Source organism: Mycobacterium sp. pV006 (assembly GCF_041287115.1).
Classification (GTDB): domain Bacteria; phylum Actinomycetota; class Actinomycetes; order Mycobacteriales; family Mycobacteriaceae; genus Mycobacterium.
In genome coordinates this window covers 384317-404893 of sequence record NZ_JBGGKT010000001.1, presented here as the reverse complement: position 1 = coordinate 404893, position 20577 = coordinate 384317, and the positions used below count along the sequence as shown (strand labels likewise).

The 20577-nt window shown below is 69.5% G+C and carries 16 protein-coding genes; 12 read left to right on the top strand and 4 right to left on the bottom strand.

Going from position 1 to position 20577, the window contains the following annotated elements:
• The first annotated feature begins 104 nt into the window (after window positions 1-104).
• The 11 genes from ACAG25_RS01880 (at window position 105) to proB (ending at window position 15024) form a co-directional block, all read left to right on the top strand.
• Complete coding sequence (locus ACAG25_RS01880; RefSeq protein WP_370486581.1) at window positions 105-2111, top strand: prolyl oligopeptidase family serine peptidase; 2007 nt, start codon at window positions 105-107, stop codon at window positions 2109-2111.
• 9 nt (window positions 2112-2120) lie between these two features.
• Window positions 2121-3374: a trans-acting enoyl reductase family protein gene (locus tag ACAG25_RS01875; protein WP_370486580.1), complete on the top strand. Its 1254-nt coding sequence runs from the start codon at window positions 2121-2123 to the stop codon at window positions 3372-3374.
• Between the two features lie 26 nt (window positions 3375-3400).
• Window positions 3401-6082: a valine--tRNA ligase gene (locus ACAG25_RS01870; protein ID WP_370486579.1), complete on the top strand. Its 2682-nt coding sequence runs from the start codon at window positions 3401-3403 to the stop codon at window positions 6080-6082.
• Complete coding sequence (locus ACAG25_RS01865) at window positions 6082-7500, top strand: folylpolyglutamate synthase/dihydrofolate synthase family protein (protein WP_370486578.1); 1419 nt, start codon at window positions 6082-6084, stop codon at window positions 7498-7500. The genes ACAG25_RS01870 and ACAG25_RS01865 overlap by 1 nt, the downstream gene beginning before the upstream one ends.
• Window positions 7501-7547: 47 nt before the next feature.
• The gene (locus ACAG25_RS01860; protein WP_370486844.1) at window positions 7548-7886 is read left to right on the top strand and encodes a DUF4233 domain-containing protein; all 339 of its coding nucleotides are present in this window, start codon (window positions 7548-7550) and stop codon (window positions 7884-7886) included.
• Between the two features lie 21 nt (window positions 7887-7907).
• The gene (ndk, locus tag ACAG25_RS01855; protein WP_370486577.1) at window positions 7908-8318 is read left to right on the top strand and encodes a nucleoside-diphosphate kinase; all 411 of its coding nucleotides are present in this window, start codon (window positions 7908-7910) and stop codon (window positions 8316-8318) included.
• Between the two features lie 331 nt (window positions 8319-8649).
• Window positions 8650-11616 carry an Rne/Rng family ribonuclease gene (locus ACAG25_RS01850; RefSeq protein WP_370486576.1) on the top strand — a complete coding sequence of 989 codons (2967 nt, stop codon included), beginning with the start codon at window positions 8650-8652 and terminating at the stop codon, window positions 11614-11616.
• Between the two features lie 156 nt (window positions 11617-11772).
• Window positions 11773-12096 carry a 50S ribosomal protein L21 gene (gene rplU, locus ACAG25_RS01845; RefSeq protein WP_370486575.1) on the top strand — a complete coding sequence of 108 codons (324 nt, stop codon included), beginning with the start codon at window positions 11773-11775 and terminating at the stop codon, window positions 12094-12096.
• 17 nt (window positions 12097-12113) lie between these two features.
• Window positions 12114-12380 carry a 50S ribosomal protein L27 gene (gene rpmA, locus ACAG25_RS01840; RefSeq protein ID WP_370486574.1) on the top strand — a complete coding sequence of 89 codons (267 nt, stop codon included), beginning with the start codon at window positions 12114-12116 and terminating at the stop codon, window positions 12378-12380.
• A gap of 86 nt (window positions 12381-12466) precedes the next feature.
• Window positions 12467-13906: a GTPase ObgE gene (obgE, locus tag ACAG25_RS01835; RefSeq protein ID WP_370486573.1), complete on the top strand. Its 1440-nt coding sequence runs from the start codon at window positions 12467-12469 to the stop codon at window positions 13904-13906.
• Window positions 13907-13917: 11 nt separating this feature from the next.
• Window positions 13918-15024, top strand: coding sequence for a glutamate 5-kinase (gene proB / locus ACAG25_RS01830; RefSeq protein ID WP_370486843.1), 1107 nt, complete (start codon window positions 13918-13920; stop codon window positions 15022-15024).
• A gap of 11 nt (window positions 15025-15035) precedes the next feature.
• Here proB and ACAG25_RS01825 read toward each other — a convergent pair whose 3' ends face one another.
• The 3 genes from ACAG25_RS01825 to ACAG25_RS01815 are packed head-to-tail and all read right to left on the bottom strand — an operon-like array spanning window position 15036 to window position 17079.
• Complete coding sequence (locus tag ACAG25_RS01825; RefSeq protein ID WP_370486572.1) at window positions 15036-15671, bottom strand: hypothetical protein; 636 nt, start codon at window positions 15669-15671, stop codon at window positions 15036-15038.
• Window positions 15668-16510, bottom strand: coding sequence for an NAD-dependent protein deacetylase (locus ACAG25_RS01820; RefSeq protein ID WP_370486842.1), 843 nt, complete (start codon window positions 16508-16510; stop codon window positions 15668-15670). Before ACAG25_RS01820 ends, ACAG25_RS01825 begins: the two co-directional genes overlap by 4 nt.
• A 29-nt stretch (window positions 16511-16539) precedes the next feature.
• A complete protein-coding gene (locus ACAG25_RS01815) occupies window positions 16540-17079 on the bottom strand; it encodes a cysteine hydrolase family protein (RefSeq protein WP_370486571.1) in 540 nt (179 codons plus the stop codon).
• A gap of 43 nt (window positions 17080-17122) precedes the next feature.
• On the opposite strand from ACAG25_RS01815, the gene ACAG25_RS01810 reads away from it, so the two are divergent.
• Complete coding sequence (locus tag ACAG25_RS01810) at window positions 17123-19165, top strand: NAD(+) synthase (protein WP_370486570.1); 2043 nt, start codon at window positions 17123-17125, stop codon at window positions 19163-19165.
• A 7-nt stretch (window positions 19166-19172) separates the two neighbouring features.
• Here ACAG25_RS01810 and ACAG25_RS01805 read toward each other — a convergent pair whose 3' ends face one another.
• Window positions 19173-20552, bottom strand: coding sequence for a wax ester/triacylglycerol synthase family O-acyltransferase (locus ACAG25_RS01805; RefSeq protein WP_370486841.1), 1380 nt, complete (start codon window positions 20550-20552; stop codon window positions 19173-19175).
• Between the last annotated feature and the right edge of the window lie 25 nt (window positions 20553-20577).

The window sequence follows — 20577 nt, the reverse complement described above, 5'->3', positions numbered from 1 at the left end:
GCACCCTACGAGCCAGACACCAGGTGTAAAGGATCCAACCACCGCAAGAAGCGGTGACCTCACCCTGACACTGACGCGACCCTACCGAGAGGAAAGATGGTGACATGGTCCCCGCTTCGAAAGATCCTGGCGTCAGTCCGTTTCACGATCTCGACGACTTCCTCGCGCTGCCCCGGGTATCCGGGCTGGCCGTCTCGCCCGACGGCCGGCGCGTGGTCACCACGATCAGCCGACTCAACGACAAGGCCAACGAATTCCTCAGCGCCATCTGGGAACTCGACCCGCGCGGGCACCAGCCCGCGCGACGCCTCACCTACGGCGCGAAAGGCGAATCCGCGCCGTGCTTCACCGCCACCGGCGACCTTCTCTTCCAGGCGGTCCGTCCCACCGCCGACGACGACACCCCGCCCCGCGCGCTGTGGCGTCTACCGGCCGACGGCGGCGAGGCCAGCGAGTTGCTCACGTGCCCCGGCGGCGTCGATCGCGCGTTGACGGCCCGCACCGCGGACACCCTGGTGGTCGGCACCACGATGCTGGCGGGCGCGGACACCCTCGACGACGACGAGAAGCGCCGCGGCAAGCTTAAGGACAACAAGGTCTCGGCGGTGCTGCACACCGGTTACCCCGTGCGGTACTGGGACCACGACCTCGGGCCGGGCCGCGCGCACCTGCTGCGGGTGGACGCGAACGGCGAGGTCCGCACTGTGACGCCGGACCCCGGCGACGCGGTCCGGGAAGCCGACGTCGACCTGAGCCGCGACGGCACCTTCCTGGTGACGACGTGGCGGCGGCCGGTGCCGGGCGCCGCGCAACGTAGCGTCCTGGTGCGCATCGACCTGGCCACCGGCGAGCGCGTCACCGTGGTCGACGATCCGCACGCCGACCTGGGTGCCCCGGCGATCTCGCCCGACGGCAGCGCCGTCGCCTACACCCGGGAAACGCTCTCCGCACCCGACCGCGCGCCCCGAATCACCCTGTGGTTGAAGCGATTCGGCGACGACGAACCGATCGAGGTGACCGGTGACTGGGACCGCTGGCCGACCTCGGTGACCTGGACGCACGACGGGTCGTCGCTGATCGTGACCGCCGACGACCACGGACGCGGACCTGTCTTCACCGTCGATCCGGGCGCCAAGACGGTGCGGCCGCTGGTCGCCGACGACCACACCTACACCGACGTCCACGCCGCGCCGGACGGTGTGCTCTACGCCCTGCGCAGCAGCTACACCGCGCCGCCGCATCCGGTGCGCATCGACCCCGACGGTTCGGTCACCCCACTGCCGTGCGTCGAGATGCCCGCCCTGCCCGGCACTCTCACCGAGGTGAGCGCCGATGCGGCCGACGGACGCACCGTCCGGTCCTGGCTGGTGCTACCCGAGGCCACCACCCCGGCGCCGCTGCTGGTGTGGATCCACGGCGGACCCCTGGGTAGCTGGAACTCCTGGCACTGGCGGTGGAACCCGTGGGTGATGGCCGCCGCCGGGTATGCCGTGCTGCTGCCGGACCCGGCGCTGTCGACCGGGTACGGCCAGCAGTTCATTCAGGCCGGGTGGGGCGCCTGGGGTGCGGCACCGTACGAGGACCTGATGGCCGCCACCGATGCCGCCTGTGCGCATCCGCGGATCGACGCGGCCCGCACCGCGGCGATGGGCGGATCGTTCGGCGGGTACATGGCCAACTGGATCGCCGGCCACACCGACCGTTTCCGGGCGATCGTCACCCACGCCAGTCTGTGGGCGCTCGACCAGTTCGGGCCCACCACCGACAGCGCGTACTGGTGGGCGCGCGAGATGACACCGGAGATGACCGCCGCCCACTCACCGCACCGCTTCGTCGGCCAGATCGTCACGCCGATGCTCGTGATCCACGGCGACAAGGACTACCGCGTACCCATCGGTGAGGCGCTCCGCCTGTGGTACGAGTTGCTCAGTGCGTCGGGGCTGCCCGCAGCCGACGACGGCAGCACCGTGCACCGCTTCCTCTACTTCCCGTCGGAGAACCACTGGGTGCTCCAACCCCAGCACGCCAAGCTCTGGTACCAGGCGGTGCTGGCGTTCCTGGCCGGTCACGTGCTGGGCGCAAACGAGCAGTGGCCCGAAATGCTGGAGTAGCGTCGAAGCATGGCTGATGAAGAGCGCGAATTCGACATAGTCCTCTACGGCGCGACCGGATTCGTCGGCAAACTGACGGCCCAATACCTGGCGTCGACCCAGCACGGCGCGCGGATCGCCCTGGCCGGCCGCTCCGCCGACCGGCTGCTCGCGGTCCGGGAAACCCTCGGGGCCGAGGCGCAGTCCTGGCCGCTGATCACCGCCGACGCCTCCCAGCCGTCGACCCTCGCCGACATGGCTGCGCGCACCCGCGTCGTGGTCACCACCGTGGGCCCCTACCTGAAATACGGCGAGCCGCTCGTGGCCGCATGTGCGGCCGCAGGCACCGACTACGCCGACCTGACCGGGGAGACACTGTTCATCCGGCGGTGCATCGACACCTATCACAAGCAGGCACACGACACCGGCGCACGCATCGTGCACTCGTGCGGATTCGACTCCATCCCGTCGGACCTGACCGTCTTCGCGCTGTACCGGCAGGCCGAACGCGACGGCACCGGACAGCTCGAGGACACCAACTTCGTGGTGCGCACCTTCGCCGGTGGCGTGTCCGGCGGCACCGTGGCGTCGATGACCGAGCTGGCCCGCGAAGCCTCCCTCGACCCGGAGGCGCGGCAGCTGCTCAACGACCCCTACACACTGACCCCCGACCGCGACGCCGAACCGGCGCTCGGCGCCCAACCCGACGCGCGGTGGCGCCGCGGCCGCGAGATCGCCCCCGAACTGGACGGGTACTGGGTCGGCGCGTTCCCGATGGCGCTGCCCAACACCCGCATCGTGCGCCGCACCAACGCGCTGCTGGACTACCCGTACGGCCGGCGCTTCGAGTACGCCGAACAGATGAGCTGCGGCCGGTCCGTGGCCGCGCCGCTCGCCGCGGCCGTGGCCACGGGCGGCAACGTCGCGACGATGGAACTGGGCAGCCGGTTCCTCAGCCGGATACCGCAGGGTCTTCTCGAGCGCGTGCTGCCCAAGCCCGGCACCGGTCCCGACGAGCGCACCCGCGAGCGCGGCCACTACACCGTCGACACCTACACCACCACCTCGGGCGGCGCCCGGTACCGGGCGACGATGTCCCAGCAGGGTGATCCCGGCTACAAGGCCACCTCGGTGCTGCTCGCCGAGAGCGGGCTGGCGCTGGCACTGGACCGCGACAAGCTCTCTGACCTGCGTGGAGTGCTGACCCCGGCCTCGGCGATGGGGGACGTGCTGCTCGACCGGCTGCCCAGGGCCGGGGTGACGCTGGAGGTCACTCGGCTCTGACGCCACCGCCTTCCTAGAATGGCGCGGTGACCTCCCCGCCCCGCACCAACCCCGGTCTCGACGCCCTCCCCAAGTCCTGGGATCCCGGTGCCGTCGAAACCGGGCTCTACGAAGGCTGGGTGAACGCCGGATATTTCACCGCCGACCCGGCCAGCGCCAAGCCGGCCTACTCGATCGTGCTGCCCCCGCCGAACGTCACCGGCAGCCTGCACATGGGCCACGCGCTCGACCACACGTTGATGGATGCGCTGACCCGCCGCAAACGTATGCAGGGCTTCGAGGTGCTGTGGCTGCCCGGGATGGACCACGCCGGCATCGCCACCCAGACGGTGGTGGAGAAGCAACTCGCCGCCGACGGCAAGACCAAAGAGGACTTCGGCCGTGACCAGTTCATCGAGAAGGTGTGGGACTGGAAACGCGAGTCCGGCGGCACCATCGGTGCGCAGATGCGTCGTCTCGGTGACGGCGTCGACTGGAGTCGCGACCGGTTCACCATGGACGAGACCCTGTCCCGCGCCGTGCGCACCATCTTCAAGCGACTCTTCGACGCCGGTCTGATCTACCGCGCCGAGCGACTGGTGAACTGGTCGCCGGTCCTGGAGACCGCGATCTCCGACCTCGAGGTCAAATACGAAGACGTGGAGGGCGAGCTCGTCTCGTTCCGCTACGGATCGCTGTCCGACGCCGAACCGCACATCGTCGTGGCCACCACGCGACTGGAGACCATGCTCGGCGACACCGCGATCGCCGTGCATCCCGACGACGACCGCTACCGCCACCTCGTGGGCCAGACGCTGCCCCACCCGTTCCTCGACCGCGACATCGTGGTGGTCGCCGATTCCCACGTCGATCCCGAATTCGGCACCGGCGCAGTCAAAGTCACCCCGGCCCACGATCCCAACGACTTCGAGATCGGTCTGCGCCACCAGCTGCCGATGCCCTCGATCCTCGACACCAAGGGCCGCATCACCGACACCGGCACGCAGTTCGACGGGATGGACCGCTTCGAGGCCCGCGTCGCGGTGCGTGAGGCGCTGGCCGCCGAAGGCCGCATCGTCGCCGAGAAGCGGCCCTACCTGCACAGCGTGGGGCACTCCGAGCGCAGCGGCGAACCGATCGAGCCGCGGCTGAGCCTGCAGTGGTGGGTCAAGGTCGAGAGCCTGGCCAAGGCTGCCGGTGACGCGGTCCGCGACGGGGACACCGTGATCCACCCCGCCAGCCTGGAGCCGCGATGGTTCGACTGGGTCGACAACATGCACGACTGGTGCATCTCGCGCCAGCTGTGGTGGGGTCACCGCATCCCGATCTGGCACGGGCCCGACGGCGAGATCGCCTGCGTCGGACCGGACGAGACACCGCCGGACGGCTGGGTGCAGGACCCCGACGTCCTCGACACGTGGTTCAGCTCGGCGTTGTGGCCGTTCTCGACGATGGGCTGGCCCGAGCGCACCCCCGAGTTGGAGAAGTTCTATCCGACCACCGTGCTCGTCACCGGATACGACATCCTGTTCTTCTGGGTGGCGCGGATGATGATGTTCGGCACGTTCGTCGCCGGTGACGAGGCGATCGGATCGGGCAGCGTTCCGTTCCGAAACGTGTTCCTGCACGGCCTGATCCGTGACGAGCACGGCCGCAAGATGAGCAAGTCGCGCGGCAACGGGATCGATCCGCTGGACTGGGTGGAGAAGTTCGGCGCCGACGCGCTGCGGTTCACCCTGGCTCGCGGCGCCAGCCCCGGCGGTGACCTGTCCATCGGTGAGGATCACGCGCGCGCCTCGCGTAACTTCGCGACCAAGCTGTTCAACGCGACCCGGTTCGCGTTGCTCAACGGCGCCGCGCCGGCGCCGCTGCCACCGGTCGAGCAACTCACCGACGCCGACCGATGGATCCTGGGCCGCCTGGAACAGGTGCGCGCAGAGGTAGATTCGGCGTTCGAGGCCTACGAGTTCAACCGCGCCTGCGAGGCGCTGTACCACTTCGCGTGGGACGAGTTCTGCGACTGGTATGTCGAACTGGCCAAAGTGCAACTCGGGGAGGGGATCTCACACACCACCGCAGTGCTGGCGGCAGTCCTCGACACGCTGCTCAAACTGCTGCACCCGGTGATGCCGTTCGTCACCGAGGTGTTGTGGAAGACGCTGACCGGCGGGGCTGGGGCGAGCGAAGCGACGGGAAAGGTGGAGTCGCTGGTCATCGCCGAGTGGCCGGAGCCCAGCGGCATCAGCCTCGATCCGGTTGCCGCGCAACGCATCGCCGACATGCAGAAGCTGATCACCGAGGTGCGCAGGTTCCGCAGTGATCAGGGCCTGGCCGACCGGCAGCGGGTGCCGGCGCGCCTGTCGCAGATCAGCGCGGCCGGTCTCGACGCGCAGGTGCCGGCGGTCAGCGCGCTGGCCTGGCTGACACCGCCGGCCGAGGACTTCACCCCGTCTGCGGCAGTGGAGGTGCGCCTGTCCGACGCCACGGTCGTCGTCGAGGTCGACACCTCGGGCACCGTCGATGTGGCCGCCGAGCGGCGCCGGCTGGAGAAGGACCTCGCCGCCGCGCAGAAGGAACTGGCGGGTACCTCGGCCAAAGTGGGCAACGACGCGTTCCTGGCCAAGGCGCCGGCCGACGTCGTCGACAAGATCCGGGCGCGCCGACAGGTGGCACAGGAGGAAGTCGAGCGGATCCAGGCGCGGCTGGATTCGTTGCCGGCGCAGCCCTGATGACCACCCCCGAACCCACTCCCGACGAGATCGCCGCGCTGCTGCAGGTCGAGCATCTGCTCGACCAGCGGTGGCCGGAGACCAAGATCGACCCGAGCACCGCGCGCATCTCCGCGCTGATGGAGATGCTGGGCTCGCCGCAGCAGGGCTATCCGTCGATCCACGTCGCCGGGACCAACGGCAAGACGTCGGTGGCCCGCATGATCGACGCGCTGCTCACCGCGCTGCACCGTCGCACCGGCCGCACCACCAGTCCGCACCTGCAGTCGGCGGTCGAGCGCATCAGCATCGACGGGGCGCCGATCAGTCCGGCCACCTACGTCGACACCTACCGGGAGATCGAACCGTTCGTCGAACTGGTCGACCAGCAGTCCCAGGCGAGCGGCGGGCCGCGCCTGAGCAAGTTCGAGGTGGTCACCGCGATGGCCTTCGCAGCGTTCGCCGACGCGCCGGTCGACGTCGCGGTGGTCGAGGTCGGCCTCGGCGGCCGCTGGGACGCCACCAACGTGGTCAACGCGCCCGTCGCCGTGATCACCCCGATCGCGATGGACCACACCGACTATCTGGGCGACACCATCGCGGCCATCGCCGGCGAGAAGGCCGGCATCATCACCAAGCAGCGCGACGACCTGGTCCCCACCGACACCGTCGCCGTGATCGGCCGTCAAGATCCCGAGGCGATGTCGGTGCTGCTGGCCGAAGCGGTGCGGGCCGACGCCGCGGTGGCGCGTCAGGATTCGGAGTTCGCGGTCCTCAGCCGTGCGCTGGCCATCGGCGGTCAGATGCTGGAACTGCAGGGCCTCGGCGGCGTGTACTCCGAGATCTTCCTGCCCCTCCACGGCGAACACCAGGCGCACAACGCCGCACTCGCCCTCGCGGCCGTGGAGGCCTTCTTCGGCGCCGGGGCGGACCGCCAACTCGACGTCGACGCCGTGCGCGCGGGTTTCGCCAGTGTGACCTCGCCGGGCCGGCTGGAGCGGATGCGCAGCGCCCCAACGGTTTTCATCGACGCCGCGCACAACCCGGCCGGCGCAGCCGCGTTGACGCAGGCTCTGGGGGAGGAGTTCGACTTCCGCTACCTCGTCGGTGTGGTGTCGGTGCTGGCCGACAAGGACGTCGACGGCGTGCTGGCCGCACTGGAGCCGGCTTTCGACCAGATCGTCGTCACCCACAACGGTTCGCCGCGCGCACTGGAGATCGACGCTCTGACCGTCAAGGCCGAGGAGATCTTCGGCCCCGAGCGGGTGGTCGTCGCGGCCTCCCTGCCCGACGCGATCGAGACGGCCACGGCGCTGGTGGAGGATTCCGGCGCCGACGCCGACAGCGCAGCCGCGCTGAGCGGGGCCGGCATCGTGATCACCGGATCGGTGGTGACCGCCGGCGCCGCGCGGACCCTGTTCGGAAAGGACCCCGCGTGAGCGAACAGACCTCTGCTCCCGATCCGTGGCGCAGTTTCCGGGGCGTCATGGCCGGCACCCTCATCCTCGAGGCGATCGTCGTGTTGCTCGCGTTGCCTGTCGTCGGGGCCGTCGGCGGCGGCCTGACGCCGGTGTCGACGACCTACGTGGTGGGCGTGGCGGTGCTGTTGGTGCTGATGGCCGGGGTGCAGGGGCGGCCTTGGGCGATCTGGGCGAACCTCGCGGTCCAGGGGGTGTTGATCGCGGGCTGGTTGATCTATCCCGGCCTGGGCTTCATCGGACTGCTGTTCCTGGTGGTGTGGCTGCTGATCGCCTATCTGCGCGCCGAGGTCCTGCGCCGCCAGCGGCGCGGGCAACTGCCGGGCCAGCAGATCCAACCGGAGTGACCGGTCGGTAGGCTGTCGGCCGTGACTGAGCGAACCCTGGTTCTGATCAAGCCCGACGGTGTCCAACGCCGGATGATCGGCGAGATCATCAGCCGGATCGAAGCCAAAGGCCTCGACATCGTCGCGCTGGAACTCAAGAACGTCAGCGAGGACCTGGCCCGCGCTCATTACGCCGAACACGACGGCAAACCGTTCTTCGGTTCGCTGCTGGAGTTCATCACCTCCGGGCCGGTGGTCGCTGCCGTCCTGGAGGGCCCCCGCGCGATCGCTGCCTTCCGGCAACTGGCCGGCGGCACCGATCCCGTCGAGAAGGCCACCCCGGGAACCATCCGCGGTGACCTGGGGTTGGAGACGCAGTTCAACCTCGTGCACGGATCGGACTCCCCGGAGTCCGCCGAGCGCGAGATCGCTCTCTGGTTCCCCACGAGTTAGCCAGGGTCGGTTCGGCCGCGGACGCGGCGGACCCGGCCTGAACGGTTCACGTGTTGTGGTGTGGGATACTGGGCGAGGGTGACCGTCCTGACAGACCCGGGTCGGCTACCCGAATGAAGACTTCGACGAGCGCGACCATCGCCGACGCGGTGCGGCGCGGACCGTCCAGCCATCATTCAGACCGGCACCGAGCCTGATCCCGCGGGATCTACTCGGAGCGAGACCATAACGAGTTCGGGACCCCGAGCAATCGGGAACTCGGACGCCAAATCGGAAGCCCTCGCGTGGCCGCGTCAGCAACACGACGCGCCCGGGGGCTTGAGGAGAATACGTGGCCGACAATGAGAACTTCGAAGCCCCGACCCACGATCTCCCGGAAGAGGTGCAGCAACCTGCTGCCTCGGCCGGTGGAGCCAAGCAGACGTCTGCAGAACGCCTGAGAGTCCACTCGCTGGCGCGGGTGCTCGGCACCACCAGCCGGCGGATCATCGACGCCCTCGTCGAACTCGACGGTCGGACCCGCAGCGCGCACTCGACCATCGGCCCCGAAGAGGCCGACCGGGTGCGCGAGGTGCTCGCTCAGCCGGAAGCGCCAGCAGTCGACGCCGACCCTGCTCCCACGGTCGAGAACGCCGCCGCGCCCGACCCCGCACCGGAGGTCGCCGAGGCACCCGAGGCGGCACCGGAGACCGCCGAGGCTCCCGAGGCTGCGGAGGAAGAACCGGAGTCGCGCCTGATGCTGGAGGAGGCGTCGGAGTCGGCGCCCGAGCCGGCCGACTACCTGCCGCTGTTCGTCGCCCCTCAGCCGGTGCGGTTCGAACGCGACGAAGACACCGACGACGATGGTGACGACGACACCGATTCCGACGACGACGCCGACTCCGACGACGACGCCGGTGGCCGGCCGGCGGCCAAGCGCCGGCGGCGCGGACGTCGCGGCCGTGGTCGGGGACGCGGAGAGCAGAACGGCGACGACGCCCCACCCGACGGTGACGGCGACGCCCAGACGGACTCGCAGGGCGCCGACTCGGATGCCGATTCCGACGCCGACTCCGACTCCGATGACGAGGACAACGGCGACGACGACGGTAACGGCGGCGACGGCAGCACCCGGCGCCGGCGGCGCAGGCGCCGCCGCAAGTCGGGCTCCAGCGGCGACGACGACAGCAGCGCTTCGCCGGATGACCCGCCGAACACGGTGGTGCACGAGCGCGAACCCCGCAAGAACGACAAATCCTCCACCGATGCCGACGCGATCCAGGGCATCAGCGGCTCGACACGGCTCGAAGCCAAGCGGCAGCGCCGCCGCGACGGGCGGGACGCGGGCCGCCGTCGGCCGCCGATCCTGTCGGAGGCCGAGTTCCTCGCCCGGCGCGAAGCGGTCGAGCGGGTCATGGTGGTGCGCGACAAGGTCCGCACCGAACCGCCCCACGAGGGCGCCCGCTACACCCAGATCGCGGTCCTCGAAGACGGCGTGGTCGTCGAGCACTTCGTGACCTCGGCGGCCTCGGCCTCGTTGGTCGGCAACATCTACCTCGGCATCGTGCAGAACGTGCTGCCCTCGATGGAGGCCGCATTCGTCGACATCGGACGCGGCCGCAACGGGGTGCTCTACGCCGGTGAGGTCAACTGGGAGGCCGCGGGCCTCGGCGGGCAGAACCGCAAGATCGAGCAGGCCCTCAAACCGGGCGACTACGTCGTCGTGCAGGTCAGCAAGGACCCCGTCGGGCACAAGGGAGCGCGCCTGACCACGCAGGTCTCGCTGGCCGGGCGCTATTTGGTGTACGTGCCCGGAGCGTCATCGACCGGGATCAGCCGCAAGCTGCCCGACACCGAACGCCAGCGGCTCAAGGAGATCCTGCGCGAGGTGGTGCCCGCCGACGCCGGCGTGATCATCCGCACCGCGTCCGAAGGCGTCAAAGAGGACGACATCCGGTCCGACGTCGAGCGGCTGCAGAAACGCTGGAACGAGATCGAGGCCAAGGCCGCCGACATCACCGCGAAGAAGGCCGGTGCCGCAGTCGCGCTCTACGAGGAGCCCGACGTGCTGGTCAAGGTCATCCGCGACCTGTTCAACGAGGACTTCTCCGGGCTGATCGTCTCCGGCGACGACGCATGGAAGACCATCACCGACTACGTGGAGGCCGTCGCGCCCGAACTGCTGCCGCGGTTGACGAAGTACGAACCGGCCGGCGATGCCGCGTCGGCTCCGGATGTCTTCGCCGTGCACCGCATCGACGAGCAGCTGACCAAGGCGATGGACCGCAAGGTGTGGCTGCCCTCGGGCGGCACGCTGGTGATCGACCGGACCGAGGCGATGACCGTCGTCGACGTCAACACCGGCAAGTTCACCGGCTCGGGCGGCAACCTGGAGCAGACCGTCACCCGCAACAACCTGGAGGCGGCCGAGGAGATCGTCCGCCAGCTGCGGCTGCGCGACATCGGCGGCATCGTGGTGATCGACTTCATTGACATGGTGCTCGAATCCAACCGTGACCTGGTGCTGCGCCGGCTGACCGAGGCCCTGGCCCGCGACCGCACCCGCCACCAGGTGTCCGAGGTGACGTCGCTGGGATTGGTGCAGCTCACGCGTAAGCGTCTGGGCACCGGTCTCATCGAGGCCTTCTCCACGTCGTGCACCCACTGCGCGGGCCGGGGCATCGTGCTGCACGGTGACCCCGTCGATTCCACCTCCTCCGGTGGTGGCCGCAAGTCGGACAACGGCGGCGGTGGCAACAGCCGCCGCAGCAAGCGGGGTAAGCGCGCCGCCCGCGAGCCGCAAGACGTGCAGGTCGCCAAACTGCCGTCGCACACCCCGGCCGAGCACCCGATGTTCAAGGCGATGGCCGCCGCGAGCGACAAGGCCGAGGACGACGACGAGCCCACCGACGAAACCGGCCAGGCTGCCGAAGGGGTCGGCGAGATCGAGCCGGACGCCGTGCGGGAAGCCGTCACCGACGAGGACTCGGATGAGACGTTCGGCCCGGATGACGACGCCGAGGACTCGGACGACGACGCTGACGACTCGGACGACGCTGACGACTCGGAAGACGCTGACGACTCAGAAGAGGATGAGGACGAGATCGACCTCGACGACGACGAGGAAGAGATCGAGGACGACATCGTCGTCGTGGATTCCGAGGACGATTCCGACGAGGACGATGACGACTCCGACGAGGACTCGGACGAGGACGAGGACGAGGACGAGGACGACGATGCGCCGGTCCTCGTGTCCCGCCCGGCTCGGCAGCGTCGCCGGGCCGCGGCCCGACCGGCCGGACCGCCCAGCCAGGACTGAGCGGTTTGATTCTCCAGCCGCTGGTCACGTAATCTTGAGCAGTTGTCTCCTGGGCCAGCCCCTGGCCGGCCGGAGAGCGGGATCGTTCCCGCACCAGACCCGCACGCACACCCTCGGGTGATGCGCGCCCGCACGCGAAGCAGAGGAAGACCAACGATGGCAGCGCAGACAGCCACGTACGCGATCGTGAAGACCGGCGGCAAGCAGTACAAGGTGGCGGCCGGCGACATCGTCAAGGTGGAAAAGCTCGACGCCGAGCCCGGTGCCTCGGTCTCCCTGCCGGTGGCCCTCGTGGTCGACGGCGCGAAGGTGACCACCGACGCGAAGGACCTGGAGAAGGTCGCCGTCACCGGAGAGGTGCTCGAGCACACCAAGGGCCCCAAGATCCGGATCCACAAGTTCAAGAACAAGACCGGCTATCACAAGCGCCAGGGCCATCGTCAGCAGCTGACGGTGCTCAAGGTCACCGGCATCAAGTAACGGCAGGAGCGACAGACATGGCACACAAGAAGGGCGCATCCAGCTCTCGCAACGGTCGCGACTCCGCCGCCCAGCGGCTCGGCGTCAAGCGGTTCGGCGGCCAGGTCGTCAAGGCCGGCGAGATCCTGGTCCGGCAGCGCGGCACCCACTTCCACCCCGGCGTCAACGTCGGCCGCGGCGGTGACGACACCCTGTTCGCGACCGCTCCGGGCGCCGTCGAGTTCGGCACCAAGCGCGGCCGCAAGTACGTCAACATCGTGCGCGCCACCCGCAGCGAGGTCTGACTTCTCCGTCGAGATCCCCGTTTTGCTCGCCGGGCTCGCGCACGTCGCCCGCAAAACGAGAGATTTCGTCCTGGAAAGGAAGCCCGATGCCCCGGTTCATCGACCGCGTCGTCGTTCACGCGCGGGCCGGTAACGGCGGTAACGGGTGCGCCTCGGTGCACCGCGAGAAGTTCAAGCCGCTCGGTGGTCCCGACGGCGGCAACGGCGGTCGCGGCGGCAGCGTGATCTTCGTGGTCGATCCTCAGGTGCACACGCTGCTCGACTTCCACTTCCACCCGCACATCGTCGCGCCGTCGGGCAAGCAGGGTGCCGGCAGCAACCGGGACGGCGCCGCGGGGGAGGACCTCGAGGTCAAGGTCCCCGACGGCACGGTGGTGCTCGACGAGCACGGCCAGCTGCTCGCCGATCTGGTCGGCGCCGGAACCCGCTTCGAAGCCGCGGCCGGCGGCCGTGGCGGCCTCGGTAACGCGGCACTGGCGTCGCGGGCCCGCAAAGCCCCCGGTTTCGCGTTGCTCGGCGAGAAGGGCGAGACCCGCGAGCTGACCCTGGAACTCAAGACGGTCGCCGACGTCGGCCTGGTCGGGTTCCCGTCTGCCGGGAAATCTTCGCTGGTGTCGGCGATCTCGGCGGCCAAGCCGAAGATCGCCGATTATCCGTTCACCACGCTGGTGCCCAATCTGGGCGTGGTGTCGGCCGGCGAGCACACCTTTACCGTCGCCGACGTTCCCGGCCTGATCCCCGGCGCCTCGGAGGGCCGAGGTCTGGGGCTGGACTTCCTGCGCCACATCGAACGCTGCGCCGTCCTGGTGCACGTGGTCGACTGCGCCGCGCTGGAAACCGACCGCGACCCGGTCTCGGACATCGAAGCGCTGGAAGCCGAACTGGCTGCCTACACCCCGACGTTGCAGGGCGACTCCACGCTCGGTGACCTCGCGGAGCGCCCACGAGCGGTGGTGCTCAACAAGATCGACGTCCCCGACGCCCGCGACCTTGCCGAGCTGGTCCGTGCCGAGGTTGCGGAGAAATTCGGCTGGCCGGTTTTCGAGGTATCCACCGTGACCCGAGAAGGGTTGCGGCCGTTGACGTTCGCGCTGTGGGAGATGGTCTCGGCCTACCGTGCAGCCCAGCCCGAGGTGGTGGCGCGCCGCCCGGTGATCCGCCCCGTCCCCGTCGACGAGACCGCGTTCTCGGTCGAACCCGACGGCGAAGGGGGATTCGTCGTGCACGGCACCCGCCCGCGGCGCTGGGTCGCGCAGACCAACTTCGACAACGACGAAGCCGTCGGCTATCTCGGCGACCGCCTGGCACGGCTGGGCGTCGAGGACGAACTGCTCAAACTCGGCGCCCAGCCCGGCTGCGCCGTCACCATCGGCGACATGACCTTCGACTGGGAGCCACAGACGCCGGCGGGGGTGGATGTCCCCTTGTCGGGGCGCGGCACCGACGCACGGTTGGAGCAGACCGAGCGGGTGTCCGCCGACGAGCGCAAAGCCGCGCGTAAGGCGCGGCGGGAAAGCCGGCAGTGACGACCGGTGGTCTGCCGCGTTCCGCGCACCGGGACGCGATCCGCACCGCGCGTTCGGTGGTCGTCAAGATCGGTACGACGGCCCTGACCACCCCGGCGGGCAAGTTCGACGCCAGCCGCCTGGAGTACCTGGTCGACGCCATCGAGGCGCGGATGCGGGCCGGCTCGGACGTGGTCATCGTGTCCTCCGGCGCGATTGCCGCCGGTATCGAGCCGCTCGGCCTGAACAAGCGCCCCACCGACCTGGCCACCAAGCAGGCCGCCGCCAGCGTCGGACAGGTGGCGCTGGTCAACTCCTGGAGCGCTGCGTTCGCCCGCTACCAGCGCACCGTGGGTCAGGTCCTGCTGACCGCCCACGACATCTCGATGCGCGCCCAGCACACCAACGCCGCCCGCACCCTGGACCGACTGCGCGCCCTGCACGCGGTGGCCATCGTCAACGAGAACGACACCGTGGCCACCAACGAGATCCGGTTCGGCGACAACGACCGGCTCTCCGCGCTGGTGGCCCACCTGGTCGGCGCCGATGCGCTGATCCTGCTGTCCGACATCGACGGCCTCTACGACAGCGACCCGCGCAAGGGTGACGCACGGTTCATCCCCGAGGTGGCCGGCCCCGCCGACCTGGAGGACGTCACGGCCGGACAGGGCAGCAACCTGGGTACCGGGGGCATGATCTCGAAGTTGTCCTCGGCGCTGCTGGCCGCCGACGCCGGCACCCCGGTGCTGCTGGCCGCCGCGTCGGAGGCGGCCGCAGCGCTGAGCGACGCGTCGGTCGGCACGGTGTTCGCGGCCCGCGACGAGCGGCTGTCGTCCCGCAAGTTCTGGGTGCGCTACGCCGCCGAAGCCGCCGGAACCCTGACGCTCGACGACGGCGCCGTCAAAGCGGTTGTGCAGCAACGCCGCTCGCTGCTCCCTGCCGGTATCACCGCGCTGTCGGGCCGGTTCTACGGTGGCGACGTCGTGGAACTGCGCGCCCAGGACGCGACGGTGGTGGCGCGCGGTGTGGTGGCCTACGACGCCGCCGAACTGGCCACGATGCTGGGCCGCTCGACCTCGGACCTGCCGGCGGAGATGCGGCGTCCCGCGGTGCACGCCGACGACTTGGTGCGCGTCTGAGGCTGTTGCACTCACTCCGAACGGTTGTCGATGAACGTGCTCAGCTTCTCCCATGCGGACTTGATCCTGCGGGCGCGTTCCTCGGCGTCGTCGACGGCGTCGCTGTCGGCGCGGCGCACGGTGACACCGTGGGCTTTGGCGGTCTGGATCAGTGCTTCGCGCACCGCGGGATCGGCCATCAGCAGGGTCGGCACCACACCCGGGCTGAGCGTGCGATGCCGGAAGGTGCCCTTGTAGTTGACCTCGGCCGGGATGCGCACCTCGAAGACGGAGCGCAACGCGTCACCGGTGAGTGCCACCAGCGCGGTCAGCGCGGCGTCGGAGACCAGCCCGATCGCGATGCGCCGGCCCGGGAACCGGGGCACCGGCAACTTGCCGAGCTGGCGGTCCAGCGCCCCGGACACGAGATAGCCGAGCAGGCTGTGCATCTCGATGTCCTTGACGTCGGACCAGTCCACCGAGTCACCGTCGAACTCCACCGAATCGGCACTGATGACCAGCGCGCCGAAGTGGTTGAGCTGGCGCAGCAACTCCTCCAGTGGCCCCGGCGCCCGACTGATCTGGGCCAGGAGGTCACCGAGGCCGAAACCCCACCGACCGTGGACCGGTCCGGCGTTCGGACGCAGACGTGCCAGTGCCGTGGTCATGCCGACGCCGGGGTGGTCGCGGCGGGCAGTTCGTTGGCCAGCAGGGCCAGCATCGGGGAGCAGCCGTTGTCGATGTTCACCGTGGCCAGATCGTCCCCGCGGGTCGGGCCCCGGTTGATGATCGCGACGGGGAGGCCGCGCGCCACCGCGTGCCGGACGAACCGGTATCCCGAGTACACGGTCAGCGACGAACCTGCCACGAGCAGGGCGTCGGCGGCATCGACCATCGAAAAAGCCTCCTCCACACGGGGTTTGGGGACACTGTCGCCGAAGTAGACGATGTCGGGTTTGAGCATGCCGCCACACGCCGGACAGTCGACGACACAGAAATCCGCCGTGTCCGACAGCATCGCGTCGGCGTCTGGTGCCACGGCGATGGGGCCGACGGCTTCGGCGCGTTCCAGGAATCCCGGATTGGCCGCGCAGAGCAGGTCGTGCAGCGTCGCCCGCGACATCGAGTGACCACACTGCAGGCAGATCACCCGGGCATAGGTTCCGTGCAGGTCGACCACCGCCTGGCTACCCGCCTTGGTGTGCAGCAGGTCGACGTTCTGCGTGATCACACCGGTGACCACCCCGGCCCGCTCCAGCGCGGCCAGCGCGCGATGCCCGGCGTTGGGCATCTTGTCGTCCATGTGGCGCCAACCGACGTGGTTGCGGGCCCAGTACCGCTGCCGGAACGCCGCGTCGGAGACGAACTGCTGGATGGTCATCGGGTTACTGGGCGGGGAGTCCGGTCCGCGGTAGTCGGGGATACCGGAGTCGGTGGACATGCCCGCGCCGGTGAGCGCCGCGATGCGGCAGCCGCGCAGCAGCGCGACCAGTTCGGGGGATTCCACCCCTCCCAGAGTAGGCACGCCGGCGACACTCAGCGCAGACACTCGGCCGCGGGGATGACCTCGGCGTCCATGTTCTGCTCCATCATCCGGAGGGCGGCGGCGCCGAGGTCGGCGTCGATGGGGGCCACCGCGTCGCTCGGCACCACCACCGGGAAATGCCGCACGTAGGCGTCCAACGCGGTGTAGAGGATGCACTGCTCGGTGACCTGCCCGGTGAGGACCAGACGCTCGGGCTTCAGCTGGTTCAGCAAATAGGCCAGCGAGGTCGCGTAGAAGGCGCTGTGCCGCACCTTGGTCATGAACCGGCACTGGTCGTCGGGTTTGATCGGCTCCACCAGATCGGGCCGCGCGCCGTTCAGCGCATTGCGGACGAGGTCGCCGAACTCCACCGAGAAGTCACCGTAGTTGTCGTTGACGTAGATCAGGTCGACGTCGTCGCGGGCACGCGCCTCGAAGATCAGCTTCGACAGCGGATCGACGATCTCGGCGACGTTGGACGCCAACGCATCGGCGTCCTCGTGTTCGTAGGTGTTCATCATGTCCACGACCAGCACCACCGTCTCACTCATGGGCACGTGCATACCCCATTTGGTTTACGGGCAACAATGAAGCATGGATTTCTACTCCGCCTACCGGCACGGCTTCGTCCGCGTCGCGGCCTGCACGCACCACACCGCCCTGGCCGACCCTGCGGGCAACGCGGAGGCGGTGCTGCAGTCGGCGCGCGAATGCCATGACGACAGTGTGGCTTTGGCGGTGTTCCCCGAGTTGACGCTCACGGGCTACTCGATCGAGGACATCGTGATGCAGGACGCGTTGCTCGAGGCCGTCGAGGAGGCCGTCGCGACGGTCGCGGCGGCGTCGGCCGATCTGCTGCCGGTGCTGGTGATCGGCGCCCCGCTGCGCCACCGCAACCGGATCTACAACACCGCGGTGGTCATCCACCGCGGCCAGGTGCTGGGTGTGGTGCCGAAGTCCTACATCCCGAACTACCGCGAGTTCTACGAGAAGCGTCAGATCGCCGCCGGTGACGACGAGCGCGGCGAGATCCGGTTGGGCGGCGTCGACGTGCCGTTCGGTTCGGATCTGCTGTTCGCCGCGACCGACCTGCCGGCGTTCGTGCTGCACGTCGAGATCTGCGAGGACATGTGGGTGCCGATCCCGCCCAGCGCCGAAGCCGCGCTGGCCGGGGCGACCGTGCTGGCCAACCTGTCGGGCAGCCCCATCACCATCGGCCGCGCCGAGGACCGGTGCCTGCTCGCGCGTTCGGCGTCGTCGCGGTGTCTGGCGGCCTACGTCTACGCCGCAGCCGGTGCGGGGGAGTCCACCACCGACCTGGCGTGGGACGGACAGACCATGATCTGGGAGAACGGCGTGTGTCTGGCCCAGTCCGAGCGGTTCCCGACCGGCCCCCGACGGTCGGTGGCCGACGTCGACGTCGAACTGCTGCGCAACGAACGTGTCCGGATGGGCACGTTCGACGACAACCGGCGCCATCACGTCATCGACGACGACGCGTTCCGCCGCATCGAGTTCCGGCTCGACCCGCCCGGCGAGGACATCGGTCTGCTGCGCGAGGTGGAGCGATTCCCGTTCGTGCCCGCCGATCCCGACCGCCTCGAGCAGGACTGCTACGAGGCCTACAGCATCCAGGTGGCCGGCCTCGAGCAGCGGCTGCGCGCGCTGGATTTCCCGAAGATCGTGCTGGGGCTCTCGGGCGGGTTGGACTCCACCCACGCGCTGATCGTCGCCGCGCGCGCGATGGACCGGGAGCAGCGGCCGCGCAGTGACATCCTGGCGTTCACATTGCCCGGCTTTGCCACCGGCGACCGCACGAAGAGCAACGCGACCCGGCTGGCCGAGGCCCTCGGCGTGACGTTCGAGACCATCGACATCTCCGAGACCGCACAGTTGATGCTCTCGGAGATGGACCATCCGTTCGCGCGTGGGGAGAAGGTCTACGACGTCACCTTCGAGAATGTGCAGGCCGGGTTGCGCACCGACTATCTGTTCCGGCTGGCCAACCAGCGGGGCGGCATCGTGCTGGGCACCGGTGACCTCTCCGAGCTGGCGCTGGGCTGGTCGACCTACGGGGTGGGCGACCAGATGTCGCACTACAACGTCAACGGCGGGGTGCCGAAGACGTTGATCCAGCACCTGATTCGCTGGGTCATCTCGTCGAAGCAGTTCGATGACACGGTCAATGAGGTGCTGCAGTCCGTACTCGACACCGAGATCAGCCCGGAGCTGGTGCCCGCGGGCGAGGACGAGGAGATCCAGAGCAGCGAGGGCAAGGTGGGACCGTATGTCCTGCAGGACTTCTCGCTGTTCCAGGTGTTGCGCTACGGGTTCCGGCCCTCGAAGGTGGCCTTTCTGGCCTGGCACGCGTGGAGCGACCCGCAGCGCGGTGACTGGCCCGCCGGCCTGCCCGAGGACAAGCGGCCGTCGTACTCCCTCAAGGAGATTCGGCACTGGCTGCAGGTCTTCGCGCAGCGGTACTACTCGTTCAGCCAGTTCAAACGGTCGGCACTGCCCAACGGACCGAAAGTCTCTGCGGGCGGGTCGCTCTCACCACGCGGTGACTGGCGCGCACCGTCGGACATGTCGGCGCGCACCTGGCTCGACGAGATCGAACGCTCGATCCCGCAGGGCTGATCCGGGCTCAGTGCAGCAGGGCCAGCGTGCCCAGCGGCGTGGTGCGGTGCGGCACCGTGGTCAGGTCGGCCAGTCGGCGCACCGCCTGCTCGACCCCGCGGACCAGCACGTCGATGTCCGGGGCGGCGTCGTAGTCGGCCAGCACGCCGAAAGACAACCGGTCGGCGTAGCTCAGGATCGCCACACCCGTACGCAACTGCATGGCCAGCGGCGGGATCGGCAACAACCTCGCAACCCGGCAGCCCATCACCGACAGCGGTGACCGGGGACCGGGGACGTTGGTGGCCAGCGTGACCACCCCGCGCTGCGGCAGCCGCGTCAGCGCGCGCACCGCCCACGCCGACAGTGCGAAGGGGACCAGGCCGGCGGCGGCGATCACCGCGCTGCCCGCCTGCCGCTGGCCGTTGCCCTTGGCCCGCGTCAGCCGGTCGTGCACCGACTGCAACTGCCTGATCGGGTCGTCCTCGTCGACCGGCAGGCACGGCAGCATCATCGAGACCCGGTTGTCGGGCACGCCGATCTGGTCGGCGCCGCGCACCGACACCGGCACCAGGGTGCGCAGCGAGTCCCGCCGGGGCCGCTCCCCGCGTCCGAGCAGCAGCGCGCGGTAGCTGGCGGTGATCGCAGTCAGTGCCACGTCGTTGACGGTGACATCGAAATGCGCGCAGATCCGGTCCACGTCGTCGCGGCAGACCTCGGCCGCGGCGTAGCGGCGCATGCCGCCCACCGGACCGTTGAGCGCCGTCGACGCCGGGCGCAGCAGCCCGCCGGCGATGTCGAGGACCCCGCGCACCGCCTTGGCGGCCGCACCACCGAGGCCCAGGACACTGCCGGCGAGATCGCCGAGCCAGGCCAGCGGCTGGTTCACCGACGGGGCAGCGGGCCGGCCGGCCGGAACCACCGCGCGCGTCGGGCTCGGCATGTCGTCGCACAGCGCGGTCAACAGATGGGTGGCGGCGATCCCGTCGACCAGGCAGTGGTGGATCTTCATCAGCATCGCCCAGCGTCGGCCGGCCAGCCCCTCGATCACCCAGCACTCCCACAGCGGACGGTCCCGATCCAGGCGCCGCTCCATGATGTCGGCGACCAGCCGATATAGCGCGTCGTCGTCGCCGGGTCGGGGAACCGCAGCGCGCCGGATGTGATGGGTGACGTCGAACGTGGGATCGGGCACCCACTGCGGCGCGGCGAGATCCAGCGGGTGCGTGTGCAGCAGTTGGGTCAGTCGCGGGGTGCGGTGCAGACGCTGCGTCAGAACGTCGGTCAACGCGTCGAAGTCGGGGCATGGCCCGTCCATGACCGCGACGCCGCCGATGGCCATGCTCACGTGCGGATCGGAGTCCTCGGCCTCCAGGAAGCCGGCGTCCAGAGTGGTCAGGTGGTCCATGGTGCCCACCGTCGCACCGCGGGGC

Bases quoted from the DNA above. Each gene is read 5' to 3' on its own strand.
- ACAG25_RS01825 (WP_370486572.1), bottom strand. From the start codon at position 15,671: ATGACCACGGCACTGGCACGTCTGCGTCCGAACGCCGGACCGGTCCAC.
- rplU (WP_370486575.1), top strand. From the start codon at position 11,773: ATGGCAGCGCAGACAGCCACGTACGCGATCGTGAAGACCGGCGGCAAG.
- ACAG25_RS01815 (WP_370486571.1), bottom strand. From the start codon at position 17,079: ATGAGTGAGACGGTGGTGCTGGTCGTGGACATGATGAACACCTACGAA.
- rpmA (WP_370486574.1), top strand. From the start codon at position 12,114: ATGGCACACAAGAAGGGCGCATCCAGCTCTCGCAACGGTCGCGACTCC.
- ACAG25_RS01810 (WP_370486570.1), top strand. From the start codon at position 17,123: ATGGATTTCTACTCCGCCTACCGGCACGGCTTCGTCCGCGTCGCGGCC.
- ACAG25_RS01805 (WP_370486841.1), bottom strand. From the start codon at position 20,552: ATGGACCACCTGACCACTCTGGACGCCGGCTTCCTGGAGGCCGAGGAC.
- ACAG25_RS01880 (WP_370486581.1), top strand. From the start codon at position 105: ATGGTCCCCGCTTCGAAAGATCCTGGCGTCAGTCCGTTTCACGATCTC.
- obgE (WP_370486573.1), top strand. From the start codon at position 12,467: ATGCCCCGGTTCATCGACCGCGTCGTCGTTCACGCGCGGGCCGGTAAC.
- ACAG25_RS01860 (WP_370486844.1), top strand. From the start codon at position 7,548: ATGGCCGGCACCCTCATCCTCGAGGCGATCGTCGTGTTGCTCGCGTTG.
- ACAG25_RS01875 (WP_370486580.1), top strand. From the start codon at position 2,121: ATGGCTGATGAAGAGCGCGAATTCGACATAGTCCTCTACGGCGCGACC.
- ACAG25_RS01865 (WP_370486578.1), top strand. From the start codon at position 6,082: ATGACCACCCCCGAACCCACTCCCGACGAGATCGCCGCGCTGCTGCAG.